25 protein-coding genes and 1 tRNA gene are annotated in these 25,689 nt (G+C 66.3%); 18 read left to right on the top strand and 8 right to left on the bottom strand.

Features of this window, described 5'->3' with window-relative positions; all coding sequences use genetic code 11:
• Positions 1-46: 46 nt before the first annotated feature.
• Entirely contained in the window at positions 47-805 is a 759-nt protein-coding gene (locus LNV23_RS11365; RefSeq protein WP_263563084.1) for an MgtC/SapB family protein, read from the top strand.
• Positions 792-2,159, top strand: coding sequence for a M1 family aminopeptidase (locus tag LNV23_RS11360; RefSeq protein WP_263563083.1), 1,368 nt, complete (start codon positions 792-794; stop codon positions 2,157-2,159). Before LNV23_RS11365 ends, LNV23_RS11360 begins: the two co-directional genes overlap by 14 nt.
• A gap of 1 nt (position 2,160) precedes the next feature.
• Here LNV23_RS11360 and LNV23_RS11355 read toward each other — a convergent pair whose 3' ends face one another.
• The 3 genes from LNV23_RS11355 to cysM all read right to left on the bottom strand — a co-directional run bounded on the left by LNV23_RS11355 (position 2,161) and on the right by cysM (position 3,943).
• Entirely contained in the window at positions 2,161-2,388 is a 228-nt protein-coding gene (locus tag LNV23_RS11355; RefSeq protein WP_263563082.1) for a sulfurtransferase TusA family protein, read from the bottom strand.
• A gap of 89 nt (positions 2,389-2,477) precedes the next feature.
• On the bottom strand, positions 2,478-3,014 hold the full coding sequence (locus LNV23_RS11350; RefSeq protein ID WP_263563081.1) for an NUDIX domain-containing protein: 537 nt from the start codon (positions 3,012-3,014) through the stop codon (positions 2,478-2,480).
• On the bottom strand, positions 3,011-3,943 hold the full coding sequence (gene cysM / locus LNV23_RS11345) for a cysteine synthase CysM (protein ID WP_263563080.1): 933 nt from the start codon (positions 3,941-3,943) through the stop codon (positions 3,011-3,013). Before cysM ends, LNV23_RS11350 begins: the two co-directional genes overlap by 4 nt.
• A 97-nt stretch (positions 3,944-4,040) precedes the next feature.
• Between cysM and LNV23_RS11340 the strand changes: the two genes are divergently transcribed.
• Positions 4,041-4,125 (top strand) — tRNA-Leu (locus tag LNV23_RS11340).
• Positions 4,126-4,434: 309 nt separating this feature from the next.
• Positions 4,435-5,013 (top strand): rhomboid family intramembrane serine protease, encoded by a 579-nt coding sequence (locus LNV23_RS11335; protein ID WP_263520429.1) that lies wholly within the window; start codon positions 4,435-4,437, stop codon positions 5,011-5,013.
• A gap of 14 nt (positions 5,014-5,027) precedes the next feature.
• Here the strand turns inward: LNV23_RS11335 and LNV23_RS11330 are convergent, their stop codons facing one another.
• On the bottom strand, positions 5,028-5,957 hold the full coding sequence (locus LNV23_RS11330) for an SDR family oxidoreductase (protein ID WP_263563079.1): 930 nt from the start codon (positions 5,955-5,957) through the stop codon (positions 5,028-5,030).
• A gap of 119 nt (positions 5,958-6,076) precedes the next feature.
• On the opposite strand from LNV23_RS11330, the gene LNV23_RS11325 reads away from it, so the two are divergent.
• From LNV23_RS11325 to LNV23_RS11295, 7 genes are all read left to right on the top strand, one after another.
• Positions 6,077-7,111 carry a CDP-6-deoxy-delta-3,4-glucoseen reductase gene (locus LNV23_RS11325; protein WP_263563078.1) on the top strand — a complete coding sequence of 345 codons (1,035 nt, stop codon included), beginning with the start codon at positions 6,077-6,079 and terminating at the stop codon, positions 7,109-7,111.
• A 29-nt stretch (positions 7,112-7,140) separates the two neighbouring features.
• Entirely contained in the window at positions 7,141-7,869 is a 729-nt protein-coding gene (locus LNV23_RS11320) for a 2OG-Fe dioxygenase family protein (protein ID WP_263563077.1), read from the top strand.
• A gap of 338 nt (positions 7,870-8,207) precedes the next feature.
• Positions 8,208-9,305, top strand: a complete 1,098-nt coding sequence (locus tag LNV23_RS11315) for a Leu/Phe/Val dehydrogenase (protein ID WP_263563076.1) — start codon at positions 8,208-8,210, stop codon at positions 9,303-9,305.
• A gap of 196 nt (positions 9,306-9,501) precedes the next feature.
• Complete coding sequence (locus LNV23_RS11310) at positions 9,502-9,747, top strand: AbrB/MazE/SpoVT family DNA-binding domain-containing protein (protein WP_102767035.1); 246 nt, start codon at positions 9,502-9,504, stop codon at positions 9,745-9,747.
• 42 nt (positions 9,748-9,789) lie between these two features.
• Positions 9,790-10,194, top strand: coding sequence for a type II toxin-antitoxin system VapC family toxin (locus tag LNV23_RS11305; RefSeq protein ID WP_102767036.1), 405 nt, complete (start codon positions 9,790-9,792; stop codon positions 10,192-10,194).
• A gap of 45 nt (positions 10,195-10,239) precedes the next feature.
• Positions 10,240-12,855, top strand: coding sequence for a bifunctional aconitate hydratase 2/2-methylisocitrate dehydratase (acnB, locus tag LNV23_RS11300; protein WP_263563075.1), 2,616 nt, complete (start codon positions 10,240-10,242; stop codon positions 12,853-12,855).
• A 166-nt stretch (positions 12,856-13,021) separates the two neighbouring features.
• Positions 13,022-14,149: a DUF5694 domain-containing protein gene (locus LNV23_RS11295; protein WP_263563074.1), complete on the top strand. Its 1,128-nt coding sequence runs from the start codon at positions 13,022-13,024 to the stop codon at positions 14,147-14,149.
• Positions 14,150-14,196: 47 nt separating this feature from the next.
• Here the strand turns inward: LNV23_RS11295 and pdxR are convergent, their stop codons facing one another.
• On the bottom strand, positions 14,197-15,741 hold the full coding sequence (pdxR, locus tag LNV23_RS11290) for a MocR-like pyridoxine biosynthesis transcription factor PdxR (RefSeq protein WP_263563073.1): 1,545 nt from the start codon (positions 15,739-15,741) through the stop codon (positions 14,197-14,199).
• 147 nt (positions 15,742-15,888) lie between these two features.
• Here pdxR and LNV23_RS11285 point away from each other — a divergent pair, with 147 nt between their 5' ends.
• The 6 genes from LNV23_RS11285 to LNV23_RS11260 all read left to right on the top strand — a co-directional run bounded on the left by LNV23_RS11285 (position 15,889) and on the right by LNV23_RS11260 (position 19,556).
• Complete coding sequence (locus tag LNV23_RS11285) at positions 15,889-16,569, top strand: pyridoxamine 5'-phosphate oxidase family protein (protein WP_263563072.1); 681 nt, start codon at positions 15,889-15,891, stop codon at positions 16,567-16,569.
• 77 nt (positions 16,570-16,646) lie between these two features.
• Positions 16,647-17,183, top strand: a complete 537-nt coding sequence (locus LNV23_RS11280) for a GbsR/MarR family transcriptional regulator (RefSeq protein ID WP_058719891.1) — start codon at positions 16,647-16,649, stop codon at positions 17,181-17,183.
• Positions 17,184-17,265: 82 nt separating this feature from the next.
• Positions 17,266-17,730: a thiol-disulfide oxidoreductase DCC family protein gene (locus tag LNV23_RS11275; RefSeq protein ID WP_263563071.1), complete on the top strand. Its 465-nt coding sequence runs from the start codon at positions 17,266-17,268 to the stop codon at positions 17,728-17,730.
• A 31-nt stretch (positions 17,731-17,761) separates the two neighbouring features.
• The gene (locus tag LNV23_RS11270) at positions 17,762-18,658 is read left to right on the top strand and encodes an NAD-dependent epimerase/dehydratase family protein (protein ID WP_263563070.1); all 897 of its coding nucleotides are present in this window, start codon (positions 17,762-17,764) and stop codon (positions 18,656-18,658) included.
• Positions 18,655-19,047, top strand: coding sequence for a DoxX-like family protein (locus LNV23_RS11265; protein WP_263563069.1), 393 nt, complete (start codon positions 18,655-18,657; stop codon positions 19,045-19,047). Before LNV23_RS11270 ends, LNV23_RS11265 begins: the two co-directional genes overlap by 4 nt.
• A complete protein-coding gene (locus LNV23_RS11260) occupies positions 19,044-19,556 on the top strand; it encodes a DUF2269 family protein (RefSeq protein ID WP_263563068.1) in 513 nt (170 codons plus the stop codon). The genes LNV23_RS11265 and LNV23_RS11260 overlap by 4 nt, the downstream gene beginning before the upstream one ends.
• On the opposite strand, the gene LNV23_RS11255 is transcribed toward LNV23_RS11260, so the two are convergent.
• From LNV23_RS11255 to LNV23_RS11245, 3 genes are read right to left on the bottom strand one after another with little or no spacing between them, the layout of a single operon-like run.
• The gene (locus LNV23_RS11255; RefSeq protein WP_263563067.1) at positions 19,546-20,910 is read right to left on the bottom strand and encodes a dihydrolipoamide acetyltransferase family protein; all 1,365 of its coding nucleotides are present in this window, start codon (positions 20,908-20,910) and stop codon (positions 19,546-19,548) included. The genes LNV23_RS11260 and LNV23_RS11255 overlap by 11 nt on opposite strands.
• A gap of 2 nt (positions 20,911-20,912) precedes the next feature.
• Entirely contained in the window at positions 20,913-21,977 is a 1,065-nt protein-coding gene (locus tag LNV23_RS11250) for an alpha-ketoacid dehydrogenase subunit beta (protein ID WP_263563147.1), read from the bottom strand.
• 20 nt (positions 21,978-21,997) lie between these two features.
• A complete protein-coding gene (locus tag LNV23_RS11245; RefSeq protein WP_263563066.1) occupies positions 21,998-23,329 on the bottom strand; it encodes a thiamine pyrophosphate-dependent enzyme in 1,332 nt (443 codons plus the stop codon).
• A 211-nt stretch (positions 23,330-23,540) separates the two neighbouring features.
• On the opposite strand from LNV23_RS11245, the gene LNV23_RS11240 reads away from it, so the two are divergent.
• Positions 23,541-25,577 carry a bifunctional 2',3'-cyclic-nucleotide 2'-phosphodiesterase/3'-nucleotidase gene (locus LNV23_RS11240; protein ID WP_263563065.1) on the top strand — a complete coding sequence of 679 codons (2,037 nt, stop codon included), beginning with the start codon at positions 23,541-23,543 and terminating at the stop codon, positions 25,575-25,577.
• The last annotated feature ends 112 nt before the right edge of the window (positions 25,578-25,689 follow it).

The raw sequence follows: 25,689 nt of genomic DNA, 5'->3' as shown, positions 1-25,689 counted from the left end.
GCGCCAGGGAGACTGGCATTTCAGTGACAGACTGCGGAGAACACCGATGAGCTTGCTCGACCTCGACCACCTGTTGCGCTACTGGACGGCCACTCAGTGGCAAGCCAATGTGCTGATGCTGCTGCACCTGATGGGCGCCATGTTCTTGGGCCTGGTGCTGGGCTATGAGCGGGCCTACCATGGCCGCGCAGCGGGCATGCGCACCTATGCCCTGGTCTGCATGGCCTCGGCCGCGGTCATCATCCTGCTGGCCTACCCACAGCAATGGTTCGGGGGCCTGCAGGCCGGCGCCGTGCTGCCGCCTTCATCTGACCCGACTCGGGTGATCCAGGGCGTGGTCACCGGCATCGGTTTTCTCTGCGCCGGGGTGATCATGCGGGAAGGCATGAACATCAGCGGCCTGACCACCGCCGCCTCGCTCTGGGCCGCCTCGTCCATCGGCATCTTGGTGGCCATGGGTTTCTATTTCGCCGCCATCATGCTGACCCTGCTCTGTGCCAGCCTGATGATGTGGGGCGCCAAGCTGGAGAGCACCCTGCCTTCGCACCCGGCCATTGCCGTGATGCTGCGCGGCGAGCCCGGGCGCCTGTTTCAGCAGGCCGAGCTGGCCGAGTTTGCCGACCGCCTGGGCTTTCGCTTCGCGCCCGGCTCGCTGAGCATCGAATCCAGTGCTCAATGCGAAGAATGGCGCTTTGTCTGCACCGCCCGGCGCAATTTCCGTGGCGAAACTTTGACCCGCTTTGCCAACCATGTGATGGAGATTCCAGGTGTTTCCGAGTACCGCGTCACCCATGCGCGCAACTGAGCGGGGCCGCGAGTGGCGCCGGTGCTGGGCGGGCAGCTTTCTCGCCCTGCTCGCGAGCACAGGGCAGGCGGACTGGCTGGGGCAGCATTACGCCTTGCGTTTGAGGCCTGATTTCGCGCAACAAACCCTGGACGGAGAGGCGCAGATCGAGCTGACACAGCAAAGCTCGGCCCTTGCCAAGACCCAAAACACCGTGCAGCTGCGCTCGCCCCGGCTGGACATCAGCGCTGTACGCCTGGAGGGTCAGGTCTTGCCGCTGCGGCGTTTGGATGGGCCCGAAGCCTCATGGCAGGTGGACCTGCCCGCCCATGCGACCCGGCAGACACGACTGAGCTTGAACATCCGCTACCGCGCCCAAGCCGGCGAGGGCCTGGTGTTCGGCCCGGAGCATGTCTACACGGCCTTCCACAGCTGCCAGTGGCTGCCTTGCGCGGGCCCGGACCTCAGCCGCGCGAGTATCGAAATCAGCCTCGATTTACCCGAGGGCTTCGACAGCCTGGCCAGTGGCCGCAGCCTGCCCGCCGTGGGCCGCGTGCAGCGCTGGCAGCAAGACCTGCCCTACCCGCTCTACACCCTGGGATTCGCCGCTGGACGATTCAGCCGCGTGCAGATGGATTCAGGGCTTGTCGGGCAACCGGAGCTGGCTTTTCTAGGTGTCAGCGACGACACGGAAGCCTTGCGTGCCAAGTTCGCACCGAGTGCTGCCATGTTGGCCTTCTTCAGCGACAAGGCGGGCGTGGCCCTGCCACAGCCCGTCTACAGCCAGCTGTTGCTGCCGGGTGGCGTGGCGCAGGAAGCCAGCAGCTATGCCTTAATCGGCCGCCGCATGCTGGACCCGATTCTGGAAACGCCGCAGGAAGACTGGGTGATTGCGCATGAGCTGGCCCACCAGTGGTGGGGCAATTTGCTCAGCTGCGCGCAGTGGCATGATTTCTGGCTCAATGAAGGCATCACCACCTTCATGACTGCCGCCTGGAAGCAGCATCGCTGGGGAGAGGCGGCCTACCAACGTGAGCTGGGTCTGTTCCAGAAAGGCGTGCAGCGTGCGCGCGATGCCGGCTTCGACAAACCCCTGAGCTGGCCGGGCGACTACCCCAGCCTGAGCCTCAAGCGCGCCGTTCACTACAGCAAGGGCGCGCTCTTCATGGTGGCCTTGCGCGAACACATGGGCGACCGGGACTTCTGGGCCGGCCTGCGCCATTACACGCAAAGCCATGCCGGGCGCAGCGTGCAGGCGGCCGACTTCCAGAAGGCCATGCAGGCCCAAAGCGAGCGCGACCTGGGACCGCTGTTCCAGCACTGGGTGTTCGAGGGCGCGTCAGCCAGCGCGCCGGGGCTCAAAGCTGAGCGCTGATTCAGCGACGCTTGAGGATGTGGATGTATTCGTCGGCCTGCGTGCTTTGCTGCACCAGCTCATTGCCGGTCTGGCGGGCAAAGGCCTGGAAATCGCGCATGGAACCGGGGTCGGTGGCCAGCACCTTGAGCAGTTGACCGCTTTCCATCTCGGCCAGGGCCTTCTTGGCCTTGAGGATGGGCAAGGGGCAGTTCAGGCCGCGGGTGTCGATTTCTTTGTGGGCGTCCATGGAGATCCTCGTTTGCGCTGCATTTTAGGTGGCGAGCGCCTTGCCCAGGCGCAGATCTGCACCCGGGCTTGCCCCCTGTTGCAGGCCACTCAGTCCATCCACTGCGGCTCCAGGCCCTTGCTGCGCAGCCAGGTCGCCAGGGCCTGGCCGGTGCCACCGCGCCAGCAGCGCAAGCGTTCGGGCGCGATCAGCTTGTACTCCGCCAGCTCGGGCGAGAGCCGGATCTCGCCGCTGACCTGCACATGGTAGGCAATGATGAGTTGGTTCTTGCGCTGGAAGTCCCAGACGCCCAAGAGGCTCAAGCCCTCGACGCGTAGACCGGTTTCTTCCAGCACTTCACGGCTGACACCGGCCTCGGGCGACTCGCCGGCCTCCATGAAGCCGGTGATCAGGCCGAAGAAGCGCTCGGTCCAGGCGGCATTGCGGGCCAGCAAGACCCGACCCTCGCGGTCCACGCACTCCACCACCGCGGCCAACACCGGCGTTGGATTGTTCCAGTGGGTGAAGCTGCAGGCGCTGCAGCGCAGCCGTGTGGTCGGGCCGCTGTCTTCCAACTCGCTGCGCATCTCCAGCCCTGCCGCGCACAGCGGGCAGAAACGAAACGGCGCTGCGGTTTCCTGACTCATGCCGGGAACACGCCCGTGGACAGATAGCGGTCGCCACGGTCGCAAACGATGAAGACAATGGTCGCGTTCTCCAATGTGCGGGCCAGTTGCAGCGCCACCCAGCAGGCGCCGGCTGCGGAAATGCCAGCAAACAACCCTTCCTGGCTGGCCAGGCGGCGCGCCATGTCCTCGGCATCGGCCTGGCTGACCAGCATCAGCTCGTCCACGGCCTCGGGCCGGTAGATCTTGGGCAGATAAGCCTCGGGCCACTTGCGGATGCCAGGAATGCGCGAACCCTCAGAGGGCTGGGCGCCGATGATGCGCACCGCCGGGTTCTGCTCTTTCAGGTAGCGCGAAGTGCCGGTGATGGTGCCGGTCGTGCCCATGGCGCTGACGAAATGGGTGATCTGGCCTTCGGTGTCGCGCCAGATCTCCGGGCCCGTGGTCTCGTAGTGCACGCGCGGGTTGTCACCGTTGGCGAACTGGTCCAGCACCCGGCCTTTGCCATCACGCTGCATCTGCTCGGCCAGGTCGCGGGCATATTCCATGCCGCCGGAACGCGGCGTCAGGATCAGCTCGGCACCGAAGGCCTTCATGGTCTGGGCCCGCTCGATGGACAGGTCCTCCGGCATGATCAGCACCATGCGGTAGCCGCGAATCGCTGCGGCCATGGCCAGGGCGATGCCGGTGTTGCCCGAGGTGGCCTCGATCAAGGTGTCTCCGGGCTTGACCTCGCCGCGCTCCTCAGCGCGCCGGATCATGCTGATGGCAGGCCGGTCTTTGACGGAGCCGGCCGGGTTGTTGCCCTCCAGCTTGCCCAGGATGATGTTGCCGCGCGCGGCCAGTTCAGGTGTCAGCAAACGCTGCAGGCGAACCAGGGGCGTGTTGCCGATCAGGTCTTCCAGGCTGGGGTAGTGCTTGCGCTGCGGATGGGGATTGGGGCTGCTCATGGGCAATATTCTCGCAGCCAATCGCTGGGCATGTTTTGCACGACTCTAAAAACGTGGCATAATCGTGGGCTTCAGCAGCGACACTACTGCGATCCCGGCCCGGGTGGCGGAATCGGTAGACGCAGGGGACTCAAAATCCCCCGCCGCAAGGTGTGCCGGTTCGAGTCCGGCCTCGGGCACCATAGGTAAAACTAGGGTCGCAGATAGATCAGAGCTGAAAGCGTTGCGCAGTTTCACTGCAGCACGCTACGCATCAAGCCACCCCAGAGGTGGCTTTTTTGCGTCCATTCGAGGCAAGCGGGCAAGCATGCAGCGCAGTCTCCGCGCCCATGAATGCCAATTACGTCGCGCATCACCCCACTTGTGGCGGCACGTAACGTCGAGATCACCGCCGCCGGGCCCGGCCGCTGCGCTTACACTTCGCCCGACGCAGGGGCCGAAAAAGAAGTAAGAAGCGCCCTGCCCGGCCCACCCCAAACCTCCCCGAGCCCATGCCCCCGATCCCTTCGGTTACCAAAGCCTTCATGCTGGCCTGCGTGGGCCTGTACTGTTTGTTCTATCTGGTGCCGGGCCTACAGGTCCCGTTCGAACTCTGGCCTCTGGAGTCGGGGCGCTTCATGCCGTGGCAGCCCCTGAGCTACGCCTTCTTGCATGGCGGCGAGTTCCACCTCTTCTTCAATATGCTGGGCCTGTGGATGTTCGGCTCCGAGCTCGAGCGCGTCTGGGGCGCCAAGCGCTACACCCAGATCCTGGTCGCCAGCACCATCAGCGCCGCCCTGGTGCAGCTGATCGTCACTTTTTTGATGGGATCGATGGCGCCGACCGTGGGGGCCTCGGGCGCGCTGTTCGGTCTGCTGCTGTCCTTTGGCATGCTGTTCCCTGACCGCATCATCGTGCCTTTGTTCCCACCCATCCCGATGAAGGCCAAGTACTTCGTCGCCATCTTCGGCACGCTGGAGTTGCTGCTGGGCCTGAACAACAACAGCGGCGTGGCCCACTTCGCCCATCTGGGCGGCATGCTGGGCGCCTACCTCTTGATCCGCTACTGGCGCACGGCACGCCGGCGCTGACGGAAGAATCGCGCTCAGGCCAGCAGGCCGTCCTCGGGTCGCGGGTAGCGCAGCTTCAAACCCAGCTCGGTCTTCAGCCGGCGGTTGCTCAGGCGGCGTGATTCGCTCATGAAGCTCAGCTGCATGGCCGACATCTGGCTCTGCGCCTCTTCGCGACTGATGCGCGGCGGGCGACTCAGGCCACAGAGATCGGCCGCCAGGTCGAAGTAGTCCCCCATCAAGAGCTCGCTGTCGTCGCAAACGTGGAGCACCCGCTGCGGCGCGCCACGCCAGAGCGCGCGCAAGCAGGCCCGCGCGAGATCGTCGGCATGGATGTGATTGGTGTAGACATCCTCTTCGCGCTGTAGCACCGCCGCGCCGCGCTGCAGGCGCTCGCGCGGATGGCCGCCGACCCGGTTGCCGGCGTAAATGCCCGGCACCCGCAGAATCGTCACCCGGCAGCCAAAGGTCGGGCCAAAGCCGCGCAGCAAGCGCTCGGCATCGACCCGCCGACGCGCCCGATCGCTGCGCGGTGCCACCGGGCGCGACTCATCGAAGCGCGCGCCGCCGCAATCACCGTAGACGCCCGTGGTGCTGGCATAGACCAGATGCGCCGGCCTGGAGCGCCGGGCCAGCGCGCGCAAGAGATTCAAGGTGCGCAGGTCGCGCTCACCTTGGCCCGGCGGCGGCGCCAGATGCAGCACAGCATCGGCCCAGCCGGCCAGACTCGCCAAAGATGCCGGGTCATCCAGATTACCCAGCACCGGCTGGGCGCCGGCCGCGCGCAGCTCGGCAAATCGCTCAGGGCTGGAGCTCAGCGCCCGCACCTGCCAACGCCCGCCCAGCAAGCCCAACACCCGCATGCCGACATCGCCACAACCCACGATCAAGAGCCGCGGTCGCCCCAGACGGCGCGCAGGGTGGCCGAGCTTGGCCGAGGGCAATGAAGGCAGGCTGAAGGACATCGGATCCGGCTCAGGCAAAATGGCGGCACAGTGTACGGCCCGGCATTCCCGGGCCGAATTTGCTTTTTGGCCCGCCGGCCGCTTTGCATCCCTCAGCTCTTGTACCTCCCGCATCCAACATGAACTTCCAGGTCACCGTCCAGCCCAGCGGCCGCGTCTTCTCCGTGGAACGCGATGAAACCATGCTCAGCGCCGCCATCCGCGCCGGCGTCGGCCTGCCCTACGGCTGCAAGGACGGCGCCTGCGGCTCGTGCAAGAGCAAATTGCTGGAAGGCCGCGTGATCCACGGCGCCCACCAGCCCAAGACCCTCACCCCCGAGGAAGAAGCCGCCGGCATGGTGCTGACCTGCTGCGCCACGCCACAAACCGACTGCACGCTGGAAGCGCGTGCCGTGCCCGGCGCCGGCGAGTTCCCGGTCCTCAAGCTGCCCAGCCGCGTGCTGAGCATGAGCCAGCCCAGCGGCGATGTGGCGGTGATCCGCCTGCAACTGCCGGCCACGCAGAACTTCCAGTTCCACGCCGGCCAGTACGTCGAGTTCATCCTGCGCGATGGCGCCCGCCGCAGCTACTCCATGGCCAACGCGCCGCACAATCTGGGCACGCCGGCCTCCGTGGAGCTGCACATCCGCCACATGCCCGGCGGCAAGTTCACCGACCATGTCTTCAGCGGTATGAAGGAAAAAGACATCCTGCGCATGGAGGGCCCTTTCGGCAGCTTCTTCCTGCGCGAGGACAGCGACAAGCCCATCGTGCTGCTGGCCAGCGGCACCGGTTTTGCACCGATCAAGGCCATCATCGAACGCATGCAGCACCTGGGCACGAGCCGCCCGGCCGTCCTCTACTGGGGCTGCCGCAGCAAGGCCGATCTCTATATGCATGCTTGGGCCGTGCAGGCCGCGGCCCAGATGCCGAACCTGACTTATGTGCCGGTGCTGTCCGAGCCCAAGGCCGAAGACGGCTGGACCGGCCGCTGCGGCTTCGTCCACCAGGCGGTGCTGGCTGACCTGCCCGATCTGTCCGGCCACCAGGTGTATGCCTGCGGCGCGCCCATCATGGTCGACTCGGCACGCGCCGATTTCACGGCCAAGGCGGGCCTGCCGGCGGAGGAGTTCTACGCGGATTCCTTCACCTCAGAAGCCGACAAGCAATCTTGAACCCCTGCATCGATTGAGATCCCGCCGCGATGTTCACGCCCCCCTACGTTCCCGCCGCTGACTTCGAAGCGCAGCTGCGCAGCCAGGGGGCCGCGGTGCTGGCCCCCGCCAGCCTGCCGGACTGTCTACAGCTCTCGGCCCAGGACCTGGCCGCGCTGAGCCCCTTCTGGAACGACCTGCCGACCGACGCCTATCTGCGTGACGGCGGCCGCTACCGCTACCGCCGCCATGGCTGTTTCGTCGCAGAGGGCGATCAGCTGATCCAATCGCCACACCGCGCACACTGGCAACCGCTGGACTACAACGCCTTGCACGGCGGCATCGAGCGCTGGTTTGAGCCCATGGCCGAGGCCGCCGTGGCCCTGCCTGCTTGGCGCCAGCTGCTGCTGGGCCTGGCCGGCATCGCCTCGCGGCTCAAGGGCGAGCAGGCTTGGTTCATCGAGGCCCACCAGTTCCGTATCGACACCACCGACGGCATCGGCCGCCCCACCCCCGAGGGCGCACACCGTGACGGCGTCGATTTCGTGGCGGTCTTCCTGATCGACCGGCAAGGCATCAAGGGCGGTGAGTCGCGCGTGTTCGAAGCGCATGGCCCGCAAGGCCAGCGCTTCACCATGAACGAGCCCTGGACCCTGCTGCTGCTGGACGACGAACGCGTGATCCACGAGACCACCCCCATCCAGCCCTCGGCCGAGCATGGCCACCGCGACACCTTGGTGCTGACCTTGCGCCGCGGCGGCTTTCAGGCCTCAGCCTGAGAGGGAGAGAACTTTTTACTGCGCGGCCGCCATACGTCGTTGGCCGAATGCTCGGAATCCTCACGTACATGGAGTACGTTCCGGTTCCTGCGCTCCGCCCGCTAAGTCTGACGGCCGCTCGCTACAAAAGTTCTCACCCTCTGAGTTCAGGTCTGGACTACAAAGCTCACTGGACAAAGCGCGAAGTCTGACCGCTGCCTCTCGGGGCCGGCCAGGGGCAGAATCGCGCCAGCACGTACACTGTGCGGCTGCGTTCGCCACAAGCGAGCGCTTCTTTTTGGGGCCTGCTTGTCCGGTGGGCCCTGCGAACTTTGTCTGCATCACGAGTGCCAACCACCATGAACGATCTCGCCCGCGCGATTGCCGCTGCTCCGGCCGCTTCCATCCCTTCTTCGCTGTTCGGCCTGCCCGATCAAAAGCCGCATGAGCGCGTGCTGCTGGCTGCCGACGCCGAAACCGGCCTCAAGGCCATCCTGGCCGTGCACAGCACCGCCCGCGGCCCGGCCTTTGGTGGCTGCCGTTTCTGGACCTACGACAACGAGCTGGCCGCGCTGAACGACGCGCTGCGCCTCTCGCAAGGCATGAGCCTGAAGAACGCCCTGGCCGACCTGCCCTTCGGCGGCGGCAAGGCCGTGATCATCAAGCCAGCCGGTGATTTCGACCGCCCCGCCCTGTTCGCTGCCTTCGGTCGCGCCGTGCAATCGCTGCAAGGCGCCTACATCACCGCCGAAGACGTGGGCACCACCACGGCCGACATGCTGGGCATGCAGGCCCACACGCAATTCGTCAGCGGCATCCCGCGTGCCGGCGCCTTCGGTGGCGACCCGAGCCCCAAGACCGCCTGGGGCGTGTTCGTCTCGATCGAAGCCGGCGTGCGCCTGCACCTGAAGCGCAACTCGCTGGACGGCGTGCGCGTGGCCCTGCAAGGCCTGGGCGCCGTGGGCTGGCACCTGGCCGAGTTCCTGCACAAGGCCGGCGCCAAGCTGGTGGTGGCCGATGTGGACGCCGCCAAGGTGGCCCGCGCGCAAGAGCAGCTGGGCGCCACCGCCGTGGGCATCCATGAGATCCTGTCGGCCGATGTCGACGTGCTGGCGCCTTGCGCCCTGGGCGCATCGCTGAACGCCAGCAGCATCCCCACCATCCGCGCCCAGCTGATCGCTGGCGCCGCCAACAACCAGCTGGCCACCGTGGAAGACGGCGACACCCTGCAACAGCGCGGCATCTGCTACCTGCCCGACTACCTGGTCAATGCCGGCGGCATCATCAGCGTGGCGCGCGAGTACCGCAATGAAGGCGAAGAGTCGGCTGTGATGGCCGAAGTCAGCCGCATCGGCGAGCGCGTCGCCGAACTGCTGGAACGCGTCAAGGCCGAGGACACGACCCCGGGCCGCGCCGCCGACGCCTGGGCCCGCTCCAAGCTGGTCAAGCCGGTCTGATTCAAGGTTCACCGCGCAAGAGAAAAGGCAGCTTCGGCTGCCTTTTTTTCGCCCCTGCCGGACCGCATCATGTGCGGGTATGGCCTTGATTTCTTGCCATACTCCATGCCGCCGCGGCCGGCGCCTTGCTTGCCGACCGGCTCAGCAAGTACGTATAATCAATACATACTTTCAAACGCATACTGCGGAGCAGCCCATGGAAGCCACCGTCGCTGAGCGCGGGCAGATCACCCTGCCCAAGGCCGTGCGTGATGCACTGGGCCTGACCAAGGGCACCATCCTCAAGGTCGAGCTTGAAGGTGGCCGCATCATCCTGCGCAAAAACGTCGACGACGCCATCTCACGCGCCCGCGGCAAATTCAAGCTGGACGGCTTTGCTTCGGTCGATGAAGCCATGCGCGCCGTGCGCGGCCGCGCCCCCGGCGACCCGCTCGATCAGTAAGCCCCGCGATCTTCCCGCCGCCCAGCCAAGCGCCAGCACCCCATGATCGCCATCGACTCCTCCGTCCTCGTCGACCTGCTCAGCGACAGCGAGCGCGCCGACCTGGCCGAGGCTGCGCTGCGCGACGCCCTGTCCCTGGGCCCGGTGGTGGTCTGCGATGTGGTGGTGTCGGAGATTTGCTCCTCGCTGCAAGACGGCGACCAGGCCATGCAGGCCCTGGAAGACATGGGCATCAGCTTCCACGCCGTCGAGCAAAAAGCCGCCATCCGCGCCGGCGAGATGCAGCGCCGCTACCGCAGCCGCGGCGGCCTGCGCCAACGCACCGTTCCCGATTTCATCGTGGGCGCTCATGCCTTGCTGCAATGCAATGCCTTGATCACCCACGACGAGACCTTCTTCCGTGACTACTTCAAGGGCCTCAAGGTCATCACGCCCAAGGCCACCTGACGCGGTCTCACCCTCACACCCCTCGCAACACCTGGAGAGCTCATCATGCTGCAAGCCTATCGCCAACACACCGCCGAGCGCGCCGCGCTGGGCATCCCGCCCCTGCCCCTGGATGCCAAGCAGACGGCCGAGCTGATCGAGCTGATCAAGAACCCTCAGTCCGCCACAGATTCGGGCGAAGGCGAGTTCCTGCTGGACCTGCTGACCCACCGCGTGCCCCCGGGCGTGGACGATGCAGCCAAGGTCAAGGCCAGCTTCCTGGCGGCCGTGGCCCACGGTGACCTGGCAGTCGCCCTGATCTCCACGACCAAGGCCACGGAGCTGCTCGGCACCATGGTCGGCGGCTACAACGTCAAGCCCCTGATCGACCTTCTGGACGACGCCAGCGTGGCCGCCACCGCCGCCGCTGCGCTGAAGAAGACGCTCTTGATGTTCGACTTCTTCCACGACGTGGCCGAAAAAGCCAAGGCCGGCAATGCGCAGGCCAAGGACGTGATCCAGAGCTGGGCCGAGGGCGAGTGGTTCACCAGCCGCCCCGAAGTCGAGAAGAAAATCACCGTCACCGTCTTCAAGGTGCCCGGCGAGACCAACACCGACGACCTGTCGCCCGCCCCCGACGCCTGGAGCCGCCCGGACATCCCGCTGCACTACCTGGCCATGCTGAAGAACACCCGCCCCGATGCGGCCTTCAAGCCCGAGGAAGACGGCAAGCGCGGCCCGATGCAGTTCATCGAGGACCTGAAGAAGAAGGGCCATCTGGTCGCCTACGTGGGCGATGTGGTCGGCACCGGCTCCAGCCGCAAGTCCGCCACCAACAGCGTGATCTGGGCCACCGGCCAGGACATCCCCTTTGTGCCGAACAAGCGTTTCGGCGGCGTGACCCTGGGCGGCAAGATCGCCCCCATCTTCTTCAACACGCAAGAAGATTCGGGCTCTCTGCCGATCGAAGTGGATGTGTCCAAGCTGGAAATGGGCGATGTCATCGACATCCTTCCCTACGAAGGCAAGATCGTGAAGGACGGCGCCACCGTGGTGGAGTTCAAGCTCAAGAGCGATGTGCTGTTCGACGAAGTGCGCGCCGGCGGCCGCATCAACCTGATCATCGGCCGCTCGCTGACGGCCAAGGCGCGTGAGTTCCTGGGCCTGCCCGCCGCCACCCTGTTCCGCCTGCCGGCCGCACCGGCCGCCACCAAGGCCGGCTTCACGCTGGCGCAGAAAATGGTCGGCCGCGCCGTCGGCCTGCCAGAAGGCCAAGGCGTGCGCCCCGGTACCTACTGCGAGCCCAAGATGACCACGGTCGGCTCGCAAGACACCACCGGCCCCATGACCCGTGACGAGCTGAAGGACCTGGCTTGCCTGGGCTTCAGCGCCGACTTGGTGATGCAATCCTTCTGCCACACTGCGGCTTATCCGAAGCCGGTGGACGTGAAGACCCACCGCGAGCTGCCCGCCTTCATCTCCAACCGCGGCGGCGTGGCCCTGCGTCCGGGCGACGGCGTGATCCACAGCTGGCTGAACCGCCTGCTGCTGCCCGACACCGTCGGCACCGGCGGCGACTCGCACACCCGCTTCCCCATCGGCATCTCCTTCCCGGCCGGCTCTGGCCTGGTGGCCTTCGGCGCCGCCACCGGCGTGATGCCGCTGGACATGCCCGAATCGGTGCTGGTGCGCTTCAAGGGCCAGATGCAGCCCGGCATCACCCTGCGCGATCTGGTGCACGCGATCCCGCTGTACGCCATCAAGGCCGGTCTGCTGACCGTTGCCAAGGCCGGCAAGATCAATGCCTTCTCGGGTCGCATCCTGGAAATCGAAGGCTTGCCTAACCTGAAGGTCGAGCAGGCTTTCGAGCTCAGCGACGCTTCGGCCGAGCGCAGCGCCGCCGGTTGCACGGTCAAGCTGAACCCCGAGCCGATCAAGGAATACCTCAGCAGCAATATCGTGCTGATGAAGAACATGATCGCCGACGGCTATGCCGACGCCCGCACCCTGCAGCGCCGTATCGAGAAGGTCGAAGCCTGGTTGGCCAACCCCAATCTGCTGGAAGCCGACAAGGACGCCGAGTACGCCCATGTCATCGAGATCGACCTGGCCGACATCAAGGAACCCATCCTGTGCTGCCCCAACGATCCGGACGATGCCAAGACCCTGTCCGATGTGGCCGGCACCAAGATCGATGAAGCCTTCATCGGTTCTTGCATGACGAACATCGGCCACTTCCGCGCCGCAGCCAAGCTGCTGGGCGGCCAGCGCGACATCCCGGTCAAGCTGTGGGTCGCCCCGCCGACCAAGATGGACCAGAGCGAGCTGATCAAGGAAGGCCATTACGCGGCCTTCGGCACCGCCGGTGCACGCACCGAAATGCCAGGCTGCTCGCTGTGCATGGGCAACCAGGCGCAAGTGCGCGAAGGCGCCACCGTGGTGTCCACCTCGACCCGCAACTTCCCCAACCGTCTGGGCAAGAACACCAATGTGTTCTTGGCCTCGGCCGAGCTGGCCGCCATCGCGTCCAAACTGGGCCACATCCCCAGCGTGGCCGAGTACCACGAGGCGATGGGCGTGGTGAACAAGGACGGCGCAGCGATCTACAAGTACATGAACTTCGACCAGATCGAAGAGTACGCAGAGAACGCCAAAGGTGTGAACGCCGCCAGCTGCGCTTGAGCACGGGCGCTGCCCCACAGTGAAAGGCCCGCTTCGGCGGGCCTTTTTGTTTCTGCGGCGCAGTTGGGGCCACCGCCCGCGCATTGCGTCGGATCGTGCTGGCCTGCCTCTGAACGAGTCCGAACAATGGCACCACGTTCACTGCCTGCCTTGCTGCAATCTGCCCATGCGAACCCCCACCCTTTCTGCCTGGACCTCGGGACTCTCGACGTTCTTCCTAAGCACCATGCTCAGCGTCAGCCCGCCGCTGCAGGCTGGCACCCCGCCTGCCTTGCTCAAGGACCTGGATCAAGGCATGGCAGGGCAACGATCGCAGGTTTTGGTGCTTGGCACCGTCCATCTGCGGGAGATGGGCCAGGACTTCAAACCCGGCTCGCTCGACCGTCTTCTGGAACGACTGGCCGGATTCAAGCCCGAGATCATCACCGTCGAGGACGAGTCGGGCGAGGAGTGCGATCTGGCTTTGCGCCACCCGGCCAAGTACGGCGAGGACTACTGCAAGCGCCCGGCCGAAGCGCAGGCGGCCACCGGCCTGGACATTCCGGCCGCACTGGCCGAAGTCGAGCGCACGCTCAAGAGCTGGCCGGACGCGCCCATTGCCGCACAGCGACGACGCCTTGCCGCATTGTTCCTGGCCGCCAAAGAAAGCGCTTCGGCTGCTGCCCAGTGGCTGCAACTGCCAAAGGCGGAACAACATGCGGGCGATGGCTTGAACGAAGCCCTGGTCGGGCAATTGCAGCGCCTGGTCGAGCGGCCCAATGAATCGATACAAATCGCCGCGCGGCTGGCGGCACGCCTGGGCCTGCAGCGGGTCCATCCAACCGACGATCACACCGGCGACAACCTCAAGCTCGACGACACGAAAGCCTTTGTGGCCGAGCTGGAAGCCGCCTGGAAATCAGAGGGCAACCTCTTGAAGCACGAGGATGAGCGCAGCCTGGCGCAACTCAAACGCGGCGACGACCTGCTGCCGCTCTACCGTTTCATCAACCGCCCCGAGTACCTGCGCACACTGGCACGCGCGAATATTGTCGGCCCCATGGCTGCCGATTCCCCGCGGCGCTATCCGCAGATATGGGTGGGGGGCTGGGAAGTGCGCAATCTGCGCATGGTCGCCAACATTCGCGAGACCTTTCGCGAGCGACCCGGCGCCCGGGTTCTGAGCATCGTCGGCGCTTCGCACAAACCTTGGTTTGACCAATGGCTAAGCCAGATGCAAGGCCTGGACCTCGTCGACGCCCTGCAAACGCTCGATCAACAAGCGCCACGGCCACTTCCCGCCAGCCTGCCTTGAGGCACATGCCGCGGGCCGCTGACACGCTGCTTCACAGCTGAGGCCGTTCAGCGCAATTCAGCGCGAATCAATGCAGAGAGACGCGCCACCTTGCCGGCCATCTGCTCGGCCGGCACCTGGGCATAACCGAGCATCAAGCCGGACCATGCGCTGGCGCGGCGCCCGACGCGGTGCTGACTCAAGGCCGGCGCGACGATGCCGGCCTGCAGGGCGGCGGCGCTGATGGCCTGGTCATCCAGGCCCAACTCGGGCTCGAAGCACAGCGCCAGGTGCATGCCGGCCGAGGCGCCCCGTACCTGGGCGATGTCGCCGAGCTGCCGCTCCAGCGCCGCGACCAAGGCATCGCGCCGCTGCTGGTAGAGCCGGCGCATGCGCCGCAGATGCAGACCGAAATGTCCCTCGCGCATGAACTCAGCCAAGGCCAGCTGTTCGGCCGCGCGCCCGCGTGGCGCCGAACGGGCCAGCAGGTGATGGAGCAGCTGCACCCGATCGGGCGGCACCACCATGAAACCGATGCGCAGGCCGGGGAACAAGGTCTTGCTGAAGGTACCCAGATACAGCACGGGCGCGTCGCTGGCCGGCTGTACCGCATCCAAGGTGTCGATGTCGGTGCCCAAGCCTTGCAGCGCAGCCAGCGGCGGGCCGTCGTAACGAAACTCGCTGTCGTAGTCGTCTTCGATGATCAGAGCTCCGGCCTGTCGAGCTTGAGCAATCAAGGCCAGGCGACGCTCCAGGCTCATGACCGCGCCGCTGGGGTACTGGTGAGAAGGCGTCACATAGATCAGCCGCGGCCGGTGCTGCAGCCAATCCTGTGGCCGCGGTGTCAGTCCTTGCGCGTCCACCGCAATGCCGATCGGTCGAAGCTGGGCGGCGCGAAACGCAGTCAGCGCGCCGCCATAGCCGGGGCTCTCGATCCAGACCTTGTCGCCGGCATCGGCAAAGGCGCGCGCGCACAGGTCTAGGCTGGCCTGCGTGCCGTCGGTGATGAAGACCTGTTCGGCGCTGCAACGCACCGCCCGCGAGGCCCGCAGATGCGCGGCAATCGCCTCGCGCAAGGCCGGCTCGCCCGCGGGCGGCCCGTAGTTGAGCTGGCTGCTGACCAGCGAACGCCAGGCCCGCATCATCAGGCGGCGCCAAAGATCAAGCGGAAACGCATCCAGCGCCGGCACGCCGGGTGCAAAGGCCGCGGCCAGATCCGCAGCCACGGGCAAACAAGCCAGACCCGCGCTGCGACGTGACAGACCGCGACTCTCAGGCACCGGCGCTGGCAGGTCTCGCGCTGCCAGCGCCCCAGGGCCCACCGACCTGCCCGAGCCCGCCAGTACCGAAGCCGGGCGCGCATGAACCACCGTGCCACGCCGGCCCGCACTGATCCAGCCTTCGCTGGCCAGCTGCTCATAGGCATAGATCACGGTGTTGCGCGCCCAACCGAGTTCGGCCGCCAAGGCACGGCTGGCCAAGAGGCGGCTGCCGGGTGGCAGGCTGCCGCTGCGAATCGCATGGCGCAAGGCCTCATGCAGCAGACGCTGGCGCGACCAGCCAGGCTGACCTTGCTGGGCGGCGTAGCGGGAGATCAGGAGCGCGTGATCCATGGCTCTATCCGTGGTTCGGTGTGGTTCTATGAAATTAGCGGAACCTGGATCTTCTCCTGGAACCAGGCGCCCACTACATTGCGCTCTGAAATTTCTTGCGCGCGCCGGCTTTCACTTGCTCATCAGCTCCACTTTTTCTACGACACCATGAACCCAGTCCCTCCCCGCCCAGCCACAGCGCCCACTGACCGCACGCGTGTGCGCCGCGTGCCCGAGAACGCCCGCTACGAGCGCGAGACCGTGCACGCCATCGTTGACGCCGCCTACCTCTGCCACATCGCCTTCGCCGACGAACGCGGCAGCCATTGCATCCCCATGGCCTGCTGGCGCGAGGGCGAACACCTCTACATCCACGGCTCCAACGGCGGCCGCATGGTCAAGACCCTGCTGCGCCCCGAGACGCAAGCCTGCGTCACCCTCACCTTGCTGGACGGCCTGGTGCTGGCCCGCTCGGCCTTCAACCATTCGATGAACTACCGCGCCTGCATGATCTACGGTCAGTTCGAAGCTGTTCGTGATGAAGCCAAGAAACGGGCGAGCATGGACATCTTCATGCACAAGATCGCCCCCGGCCGCGAACACGAGGCCCGGCGCGGCAATGACAAGGAGTTCGCCGCCACCACCGTGCTGCGCATCCCGCTGGATGAAGCCGCTTGCAAGGTCCGCAGCGGCCCACCGCAGGACGACGAGGAAGACCTGCATCTGCCCGTGTGGACCGGCGTGCTGCCTCTGCGACTGGTCGAAAGTGAGCCACAGGCAGCGGCCGACAACAGAGAGCCGACGCCCGCCTATGTGCGGCAATGGGGAGTGAAGTCTGAGGAGGCCTGAACGCCAAGCTTCCGGGCGTTCACTCAGCGCACAATTTCTGTGTTGACAGAAATTACAGACGAGCTAGACTTCGCTCCATGGAACTCAGCGAAGTCGCACGCAAATTTGTCGTCCACTGGGGTGAGATGGGCAATGCCTGGGGCGTGAACCGCACCGTGGCCCAGATCCACGCCCTGCTCTTCTTTCACGGCCGGCCGCTGCATGCGGAAGAGATTGCCGACACCCTGACGGTGGCGCGCTCCAATGTCAGCACCAGCCTGAAAGAGTTGCAGAACTGGAACCTGATCCGGGTGGCCCATGTGCTGGGCGACCGGCGCGACTACTTCGAGACCTCGGTCGACGTCTGGGAGCTGTTCCGCACCATCGTGCGCGAGCGCAAGGAGCGGGAATTCGACCCGACGGTTCGCGTGCTGAGCTCCTTGGTCGCCGACCCCGGCTTTGCTGGTGAAAGCGCCGACACCCAGGACCGCGTGCGTGAAGCCCTGCGCTTCATGGACACACTCGGTGCCTGGTCTGAGGAAATGCTGAGGCTCTCGCCCACCACCCTGGAGAAGGTCTTGAAACTCGGCGCCAGTGTGCAGAAGTTTGTGCGCGGCTCGGACGGCAAGGACTGACGCGCAAGGCAGCGCATGTCGTCAAAGTCAGGCGCCTTTTTTAATCATTAATTTCTGTCACTACTGAAATATCGGACGAATCATGAATATCACCCTCATGCATCCCGGCGCCTTCCCCCTGACCCTGTTCTACGAATCGGCCTGCCCCCTGTGCGACAGCGAGATGCGAAATCTGATGCTGCGCAATCGCGAGGGCCTGCTGCGCTTTGTCGATGTCTCGGCACCTGATTTCGCCGGCCCGCCGCCGGGCTGCAGCCGCGAAGACCTCCTGAGCCTGATGCATGGCCTGCGGGCCGATGGCCAGGTGATCCGCAGCGTCGAGGTCTTCCGCCTGGCTTACGCAGCCGTGGGCCTGCCCGGTGTCAGCCGCTCCCTGTCCCTGCCCGTGCTGCGGCCACTGGCAGAGACCCTCTACCCCTGGATCGCCCGCCACCGCCACCGTGTGCCGGCCTGGATCAGCGGCCTGGTCTTCGGCCGCGCCCTGCGGCGCGCCGCCGAACACGCCGCCCGCCAGCCGCGCTGCACAGCCGAGCGCTGCACACGCTGAACACGCCTCAACTAAGGCACAGCGCATCACCATGAACATCCTGCTCTGCGGCGCCCAAGGCTTCATCGGCCGCCATGTGTTGGAACGGTTGCTCAGCCAGGGTCACTCGGTTCGGGCCACAAGCCGGACCGCACGCCCCAGCTCTGACAGGACGGGTGTGGAATGGATCCAGGCCGATTTCAGCCGCGAGCTCGCGGCCAGGGTCTGGCTGCCACGGCTGCAAGGTGTCGACGCCGTGATCAACGCCGTGGGCGTCCTTCGCGACCGACCGGGGCAGCCCATGGACGCCATCCATCACCGGGGCCCGGTGGCCTTGTTCGAGGCCTGCACCGAAGCCGGAGTGCGCCGTGTGCTGCAGATCTCGGCCCTGGGCATTGCCGGGAGCGACACGCGTTATGCGCGCAGCAAGCGGGCCGCAGAAGCGCATCTGCTGGCGTTGCAACAAGCCGGGCGCCTGGACGCCACCGTGCTGCAACCCAGCATCGTCTTCGGCCCCGGCGGCGCCAGCAGCGAACTGTTCCTGAGCCTGGCGCGCTTACCCTTGCTGATCCTGCCCGGCGCGGCCCTGAACACCCGCGTCCAACCAGTGGCCGTGCAAGACCTGGCCGAAGCCTGCCTGCGTCTGCTGCCACGGACTGGACCGCCGCAGCTCGCCGTGGTGGGGCCCCAAGCCTTGCGCCTCAGCGATTTCATCGCCAGCCTGCGCCTGCAACAAGGCCGGCCACCGGCTCGAGTGCTGCGCCTGCCCGATGCGCTGAGCCGGTTTAGCGCTCGCATTGGCGACCACCTGCCCTTTCAACCCTGGGGTCGAGAAACGCTGGCCCTGCTGCAGCAAGACAACACGGCCGACCCGGCGCCGCTGCGCCAACTGCTGGATCGAGACGCACGCTCACCGACCGAGTTCTTGAATAACTGGGAGGACGCATGAGCCATGCACTCCATCCCGCCGGACGCCGCGCCGCGCGCCTCAGCCTGGTCGGCCTCTGGCTCTGGACCGGCGTGGTCAGCCTCTGGGAGCTGCATGGCCAATCGGCCGCTCTGCTGCACGCAGCCGGCCTGGATGCAGCGCTGGCCCAAACCCTGATCCTCAGCGGCGCCAGCCTGGACCTGCTGATCGGTACGGCGCTGTGGCGCTGGCATGCGCCGCGGCTCTATTTGGCGGCAGGCCTGGCCATGCTGGTGATGACCGTGCTGGGCAGCCTGCTGCTGCCCACGCTCTGGCTCCACCCCTTGGGCCCGCTGAGCAAGAACCTGCCCATCGCCGCCCTGCTCTATCTGCTCTTTCTCGACGCCCGCGAGGGCGGCAGCTCATCATGAACACCTATCTGCTCATCAAGACGGTGCATGTGGTCTCCAGCGTGCTGCTGGCCGGCACCGGCTTCGGCTCGGCCTTCTATCTCTTCTTTGCCAACCGCAGTGGCTCGCTGGCCGCGCAAGTGGTCGTCTGCCGCCTGGTCAAGCGGGCCGACCTTTGGTTCACCACGCCGGCGGTGATCGTCCAGCCGCTCAGCGGCCTGTGGCTGGCCCAGCAGGCCGGCTGGCCGGTGCTGGGCACACCCTGGCTGACGCTGGGGCTGGCGCTCTACCTGTTTGCCGGGGCCTGCTGGCTGCCGGTGGTCTGGCTGCAGCTGCGAATGTCCGACATGGCCGAGGCAGCGCTGAAGAGCGAACAAACCCTGCCCGCACGCTACTGGCGTTATGCCCGATGGTGGGAAGGGCTGGGCTACGCCGCCTTCGTGGCCATGCCCCTCATCTTCTACCTGATGGTGGCCAAGCCCGACTTGCCTGCGGGCCTGGCGAACCTGCTCCTGCCGCTCAGTCGATGAACAGCAAGGCCGGCGACTCCATCAGGCCGCGCAGAGCCTGGATGAACTCCGCCGCGTCCTGACCGTCGACGACGCGGTGGTCGAAGGAGGAGGACAGGTTCATCATCTGCCGCGCCACCACCTGGCCGTTGCGGATCATGGGCCGCTCGACGATGCGGTTGACGCCGACGATGGCGACCTCGGGGCTGTTGATCACCGGGGTGGTGACGATGCCGCCGAGTGCCCCCAGGCTGGAGATGGTGATGGTGGAGCCGCTGAGTTCGTCGCGGGTGGCGCGGCCGCTGCGGGCGGCCTCGGCCAAACGCCGAATTTCGGCGGCACAGCTCCACAAATCATGGCTCTCGGCATGGCGCAGCACCGGCACCATCAGCCCGGCCGGCGTTTGCGCGGCCACGCCCAGATGGACCGCGTCGAAACGGTTGATCACGCCCGCCTCGTCGTCCAGGCGCGCATTGATCTGCGGGAAGTCCGGCAGCGTGCGCACGATGGCCCGGGCCAGCAGGGGCAAGAGGGTCAGCTTGCCGCGGCTAGCGCCGTACTGGATGTTGAGCTTGAGGCGCAGCGCCTCCAGCTCGGTGACATCGACCTCTTCGACATAGCTGAAATGCGGGATGCGGCGTTTCGCGTCCTGCATCTTCTCGGCGATCTTGCGGCGCAGGCCAACGATGCGAATGGCCTCGACGCCATCGCCGCGCGAGCCCGAGCGGGGTAGGCGTGGCGCGCTGGTCGGGGCTGCAGCAAGTGCAGCCGGTGCCGCAGAAACAGCAGGCGGACGCAGCTGGCTGCCATGGTTGGCAACAAAGGCATCCAGATCGGCCTGCATGATGCGGCCGCCGAGACCGGTGCCGCGCACCTGGGCCAGATCCACGCCCAGCTCCCAGGCGCGGCGGCGCAGCGAGGGCGAGGCGATGGGCTTGTCAGCCAGGCTCAGGCCCAGGTCCTGCGGGGCATGGGCGGCCACGGCAGGCGGCGCGACGGGAGTCGGCGATGGTGCCGGGGCTTGCACGGGAGCCGGCGCCACCGCGGCGGCAACGGGTGCCGGCGCCGGTGACGGCGCCGGTGCGGGTGCAGTTGCAGCAGAAGCCGCAGTTGCTGAAGCACCGGCCTCGCCCTCCACCTCGATGCGGATCAAGGCCGAGCCCACCCGCATCAACTCGCCGACTTCGCCACCCAGCGCCAGCACGCGGCCTTTCACCGGCGAGGGAATCTCCACCGTGGCCTTGTCGGTCATCACGTCGGCCAGGATCTGGTCTTCGCTGACCTGATCACCGGCCTGCACGCGCCAGGCCACCACTTCCACTTCGACGATGCCTTCGCCGATATCGGGCATCTTGATCACATGTTCGCTACTCATCTTCATTTCTCCATGGCGCGCTGCAGGGCCGCAGCGACGCGGGCCGGGCCCGGAAAGTAATCCCATTCCTGGGCATGCGGATAGGGCGTGTCCCAGCCGCTGACGCGCTCCACCGGCACCTCGAGGTGGTAGAAGCAATGCTCTTGCACCAGGGCCACCAGCTCGGCACCAAAGCCGCTGGTGCGTGTGGCCTCATGCAGGACCACGCAGCGGCCGGTCTTCTTGACCGAGGCGATGAGGGTGTCCAGATCCAGCGGCCAGATGCAGCGCAGGTCGATGATCTCGGCATCGATGCCGGTCTCGCGCGCCGCCGCTTCGGCCACCCAGACCATGGTGCCGTAGGTCAGCACCGTGATGTCAGCCCCAGGGCGGAACACCGCCGCCTGGTCCAGCGGCAGGCTGTAGTGGCCTTGCGGCACCAGGCCCAGCGGGTGGGCCGACCAGGGCGTCGAGGGCCGGTCGTGGTGGCCATCGAAGGGGCCGTTGTAGAGGCGCTTGGGCTCCAGAAAAATAACGGGGTCGTCGCACTCGATGGCGGCGATCAGCAAGCCCTTGGCGTCATACGGGTTGGACGGCATGACCGTGCGCAGGCCGCAGACATGGGTGAAGAGCGCCTCGGGGCTTTGGCTGTGGGTCTGGCCGCCGTAGATGCCGCCGCCGCAGGGCATGCGGATGGTCAGCGGCGCGGTGAAGTCACCGGCCGAACGGTAGCGCAGGCGCGCCGCTTCCGAGACGATCTGGTCCGAGGCTGGATAGAAGTAGTCGGCGAACTGGATTTCGGCTACGGGGCGCAGGCCATAGGCCCCCATGCCCACGGCCACGCCGACGATGCCACCTTCGGAGATCGGCGCATCGAAGACGCGTTGCTTGCCGTACTTGGCCTGCAAGCCGTCGGTGCAGCGGAACACGCCGCCAAAGTAGCCCACGTCCTGGCCGAAGATGACCACATCGGGGTCGCGCTCCAGCATCACGTCCATGGCCGAGCGCAGGGCCTGGATCATGGTCATGGGCAGGCGGGCTTGGCTGGCCTCGCTAGCTTCGGCTGCCAGCGCCAGCTGCGCCTCCATCTGTGCTTCCGGTTTGCCGCTCATGGCCGACCTCCGTAGTGACGCGCCTGCGCCAGTTGATCTTTCAAATGCGCGGGCATGTCTTTGTAGACATCGGTAAACATGGACTCGATGCTGGGGATGTGGCCATCGGCCAGGGTGCCGAAACGTTCGGCTTCCTTCTGCGCGGCAATGATTTCGGCCTCAAGCTCCTTCTGCAAGGCCTCATGCTGTGCCTCGCTCCAGAGGCCGCGGTCGATCAGGTGCCGCTTCAGGCGCGCGATCGGGTCCCCCAAGGGGAAGCGCTGCCATTCGTCCGCCGGCCGGTATTTGCTCGGGTCGTCCGAGGTCGAGTGCGGGCCGGCGCGGTAGGTGACCCATTCGATCAAGGTCGGGCCCAGATTGCGCCGGGCACGCTCGGCTGCCCACTGCGAGACCGCATAGACGGCCAGGAAGTCATTGCCATCCACCCGCAAAGAGGCGATGCCGCAGCCGCTGCCGCGTGCGGCAAAAGTCGTACCCTCGCCACCGGCAATCGCTTGGAAGGTCGAGATCGCCCACTGGTTGTTGACCACGTTCAGGATCACCGGCGCGCGGTAGACATGGGCGAAGGTCAGCGCGGTGTGGAAATCGGACTCGGCGGTCGCACCATCGCCAATCCAACCCGAGGCGATCTTGGTGTCGCCCTTGATGGCCGAGGCCATGCCCCAACCCACGGCCTGGATGAACTGCGTGGCCAGATTGCCACTGATGGTGAAGAAGCCGGCCTTCTTGATCGAGTACATCACCGGCAGCTGCCGGCCCTTGAGCGGGTCGCGCTCGTTGGACAAGAGCTGGCAGATCAGCTCCACCAAAGGCACATCCTCGCGCCCCAGAAGCAGGCTTTGCTGGCGGTAGGTGGGGAAGCACATATCGCCATCGCGCAGCGCCATCGCATGGGCACTGCCGATGGCCTCTTCGCCCAGGCTTTGCATGTAGAAGCTGAGCTTTTTCTGGCGCTGGGCGATCAGCATGCGGCCGTCAAACACACGGGTCTTGACCATGGTGCGCAAGCCGCGCAGCAGTTGCTCGGGGCTCAGCTCGGGCGCCCAGGGGCCACGGGCCACGCCGTTTTCATCGAGCACGCGGATCAGGCTGTAGGCCAGGTCCGCCGTGTCCACCGCCGCCACATCGAGCTCGGGCTTGCGCACGGCGCCGGCAGGCGAAAGGTGGAGGTAGGAAAAATCGGTGTGACAACCGGGGCGGCCGGTCGGTTCGGGAACGTGCAGACGCAGGCCCTCGTAGCTTGGCTCGGTCGGGGTGGCTGGCGCGCGATCGGCGTCAGACGCGGGCGGCAGCGGATCCAGCTGGCCCGGCGGGGGGATAGGACTCATACGGCACTCCTGCGCGGATCACGCGCCAAGGCTTTGTTGTCGACAGGGTCGGGAGCTCGACCAGTGCCAAGGGTGGCGGCACCGCTCGGGCTCCTCTCAAGAGCCGCACCGTTCAGGCAGCAGCTCCGGGCTCCAGCGTAGCGGATTGCCGGCTCGGCCCTGGGCAGTAAACCCTAGAACTAACCCTGGAACGCGGTCCGGAGGGGCTAGCATGCGCCCTGCCCTCTTGCCCTCCTGCAGCATCATCCTTCAGCCCATGCGCCGCATCGCCTCCCTCGCCCTGTCCTCCTTCTTTGCCTTCGGCCTGGCCTGGAGCGGCCCTCTGCAAGCCGCGCCGGCCACGCCAGCCACGCTCAAGCTTCGCTTGCTGCAGACCAGCGATCTGCACATGAATCTGCTGAACTATGACTACTACCAGGACCGTGAAACTGAAGACTACGGTCTGGCCAGGACCATTCCGCTGATCCAGCGCGCCCGCGAAGAGGCGCCGAACCACCTGCTGTTCGACAACGGCGATCTGCTGCAGGGCAGCCCGCTCGGTGACCAGGTCGCCCGCGTCCAGCCTTTGCGTGCGGGCGAGACCCACCCCGCTTACAAGGTGTTGAATCTGCTGGGCGTGGACGCCGCCAATGTGGGCAACCACGAGTTCAACTACGGTCTGCCTTTTTTGCGCCAGGCCCTGGCCGGCGCCAGCTTCCCCTATGTCAGTGCAAACGTCATGGAGCGCGGCGCACAAGGCCAAGCACGCCACGCTTTCACCCCCTATGTGCTGCTGAAGCGCCAATTCAAGGACGAAGCCGGCCGGATGCAGACGCTGAAGATCGGCGTGATCGGTTTTGTGCCGCCGCAGATCATGCAATGGGACCGCCGCCATCTGCAGGGTCAGGTCGAGGCGCGCGACATTGTCGAGACCGCCCGCACCCTGGTGCCACAGATGCGGGCGCAAGGTGCCGATCTGGTCGTGGCCTTGGCCCACTCGGGCTTCGAGAAGACCGAGCAAGGCCGCTTGGCCGAGAACACCGTGGCCGAGCTGGCCCGTGTGCCCGGCATCGACGCCCTGCTTTTTGGCCATGCCCATGCCGAGTTCCCCAGCGCCCAGTTCGCCGGCTACCCCGGCGTCGACCTGGTACAGGGCCGCATCCACGGCGTGCCGGCCGCGATGCCTGGCCGCTGGGGCGACCACCTTGCCGTGGTGGACCTGACCCTGCAACGTCAGGGCCGACACTGGGTGGTCCGCCAGAGCCATGCCGAGCTGCGCCCCATCTTCGACCGCGCCAGCCGTCGTGCCCTGGTGGCGGCCGACCCCATGGTCGCCCATGTGATCGCGCGTGAGCATGGCGACACCCTGAAGGCGATGCGAGCCCCGGTGGCGCACAGCGAGCTCGCCATCCACAGCTACTTCTCTCAAGTGCAGCCCAGCCTTGCCGTGGAGCTGGTGGCCCGAGCTCAGCTGGCCTATCTGGAGCGGGCGGTCCAGGGCACGGCGTTTGAAGGCCTGCCGCTTGTGTCCGCAGCCGCGCCCTTCAAAGCCGGCGGTCGCCAGGGTTGGAACTTCTACACCGACATCCCAGCCGGTCCCTTGGCCGCCAAGCATGTGGCCGACCTTTATCTCTACCCCAACCAGATCAAGGTGCTCAAACTCAGTGGTGCCGAGCTGCGCGAATGGTTGGAAATGTCGGCCGGCCAATTTCGCCGGATCGATCCCGAAGGCCCGGTCGAACAAGAACTGCTGGACGATGACTTCCGTGCCTACAACTTCGACAGCCTGTACGCCGCTCCCTTGGCCGACGGTCAGCCCGGTCTGAGCTATGCGATCAACATCAGCCAGCCGGCCCGCTACAGCGCCGAAGGGCAACTGCTGCAAGCCCAAGCCCGGCGCATCGAGGACCTGCGCTACCACGGCAGGCCGCTCGATGCCCAAGCGCAGTTCCTGGTCATCACCAACCATTACCGTGCCCATGGAGGAGGCGGCTTTCCGGGTTTGAACGCCAGCAAGGTCGTCATCGACGCCCCCGATGAAAACCGCGAGGCGGTGGCCGCCTATTTGGCCAAGCTGGGGCGGGTCGCAGCCCTGCCGCCCGGTGCCGCGCCACAGCCGTCCTGGCGTGTGCTCCCGGTGCCCGGCGTGGCGCTGAAGTTCCGAAGTGGCCAAGGCGGTATGGCCCAGCTGCCCTCCGGTTCGGGCTCCGCGATTGAGCTGATCAGCCGCGAGACCGACGGCTCGGCTTGGTACCGTCTGAAGCCATGATGCCGTGATGCACAAGGGCATGCGCCCGCACGGATGCGGGGCTGACAAAGGCCGAGTGCCGGCATCACAATCAAGCCGTCGCGGAGCCGCTTCGGGCTGAAGCGGCCGGCAC

The sequence above is a fragment of the Kinneretia sp. DJ1R-11 genome, from assembly GCF_025717595.1.
Classification (GTDB): domain Bacteria; phylum Pseudomonadota; class Gammaproteobacteria; order Burkholderiales; family Burkholderiaceae_C; genus Paucibacter_A.
The sequence above is the reverse complement of the archived record's forward strand: the minus strand, read 5'-3'. Positions and strand labels throughout refer to the sequence as shown.

Excerpts from the sequence above, each read along its gene's own strand:
- LNV23_RS11365 (WP_263563084.1), top strand. The coding sequence starts at position 47 with ATGAGCTTGCTCGACCTCGACCACCTGTTGCGCTACTGGACGGCCACT.
- LNV23_RS11360 (WP_263563083.1), top strand. The coding sequence starts at position 792 with ATGCGCGCAACTGAGCGGGGCCGCGAGTGGCGCCGGTGCTGGGCGGGC.
- LNV23_RS11355 (WP_263563082.1), bottom strand. The coding sequence starts at position 2,388 with ATGGACGCCCACAAAGAAATCGACACCCGCGGCCTGAACTGCCCCTTG.
- LNV23_RS11350 (WP_263563081.1), bottom strand. The coding sequence starts at position 3,014 with ATGAGTCAGGAAACCGCAGCGCCGTTTCGTTTCTGCCCGCTGTGCGCG.
- cysM (WP_263563080.1), bottom strand. The coding sequence starts at position 3,943 with ATGAGCAGCCCCAATCCCCATCCGCAGCGCAAGCACTACCCCAGCCTG.
- LNV23_RS11335 (WP_263520429.1), top strand. The coding sequence starts at position 4,435 with ATGCCCCCGATCCCTTCGGTTACCAAAGCCTTCATGCTGGCCTGCGTG.
- LNV23_RS11330 (WP_263563079.1), bottom strand. The coding sequence starts at position 5,957 with ATGTCCTTCAGCCTGCCTTCATTGCCCTCGGCCAAGCTCGGCCACCCT.
- LNV23_RS11325 (WP_263563078.1), top strand. The coding sequence starts at position 6,077 with ATGAACTTCCAGGTCACCGTCCAGCCCAGCGGCCGCGTCTTCTCCGTG.
- LNV23_RS11320 (WP_263563077.1), top strand. The coding sequence starts at position 7,141 with ATGTTCACGCCCCCCTACGTTCCCGCCGCTGACTTCGAAGCGCAGCTG.
- LNV23_RS11315 (WP_263563076.1), top strand. The coding sequence starts at position 8,208 with ATGAACGATCTCGCCCGCGCGATTGCCGCTGCTCCGGCCGCTTCCATC.
- LNV23_RS11310 (WP_102767035.1), top strand. The coding sequence starts at position 9,502 with ATGGAAGCCACCGTCGCTGAGCGCGGGCAGATCACCCTGCCCAAGGCC.
- LNV23_RS11305 (WP_102767036.1), top strand. The coding sequence starts at position 9,790 with ATGATCGCCATCGACTCCTCCGTCCTCGTCGACCTGCTCAGCGACAGC.
- acnB (WP_263563075.1), top strand. The coding sequence starts at position 10,240 with ATGCTGCAAGCCTATCGCCAACACACCGCCGAGCGCGCCGCGCTGGGC.
- LNV23_RS11295 (WP_263563074.1), top strand. The coding sequence starts at position 13,022 with ATGCGAACCCCCACCCTTTCTGCCTGGACCTCGGGACTCTCGACGTTC.
- pdxR (WP_263563073.1), bottom strand. The coding sequence starts at position 15,741 with ATGGATCACGCGCTCCTGATCTCCCGCTACGCCGCCCAGCAAGGTCAG.
- LNV23_RS11285 (WP_263563072.1), top strand. The coding sequence starts at position 15,889 with ATGAACCCAGTCCCTCCCCGCCCAGCCACAGCGCCCACTGACCGCACG.
- LNV23_RS11280 (WP_058719891.1), top strand. The coding sequence starts at position 16,647 with ATGGAACTCAGCGAAGTCGCACGCAAATTTGTCGTCCACTGGGGTGAG.
- LNV23_RS11275 (WP_263563071.1), top strand. The coding sequence starts at position 17,266 with ATGAATATCACCCTCATGCATCCCGGCGCCTTCCCCCTGACCCTGTTC.
- LNV23_RS11270 (WP_263563070.1), top strand. The coding sequence starts at position 17,762 with ATGAACATCCTGCTCTGCGGCGCCCAAGGCTTCATCGGCCGCCATGTG.
- LNV23_RS11265 (WP_263563069.1), top strand. The coding sequence starts at position 18,655 with ATGAGCCATGCACTCCATCCCGCCGGACGCCGCGCCGCGCGCCTCAGC.
- LNV23_RS11260 (WP_263563068.1), top strand. The coding sequence starts at position 19,044 with ATGAACACCTATCTGCTCATCAAGACGGTGCATGTGGTCTCCAGCGTG.
- LNV23_RS11255 (WP_263563067.1), bottom strand. The coding sequence starts at position 20,910 with ATGAGTAGCGAACATGTGATCAAGATGCCCGATATCGGCGAAGGCATC.
- LNV23_RS11250 (WP_263563147.1), bottom strand. The coding sequence starts at position 21,977 with ATGGAGGCGCAGCTGGCGCTGGCAGCCGAAGCTAGCGAGGCCAGCCAA.
- LNV23_RS11245 (WP_263563066.1), bottom strand. The coding sequence starts at position 23,329 with ATGAGTCCTATCCCCCCGCCGGGCCAGCTGGATCCGCTGCCGCCCGCG.
- LNV23_RS11240 (WP_263563065.1), top strand. The coding sequence starts at position 23,541 with ATGCGCCCTGCCCTCTTGCCCTCCTGCAGCATCATCCTTCAGCCCATG.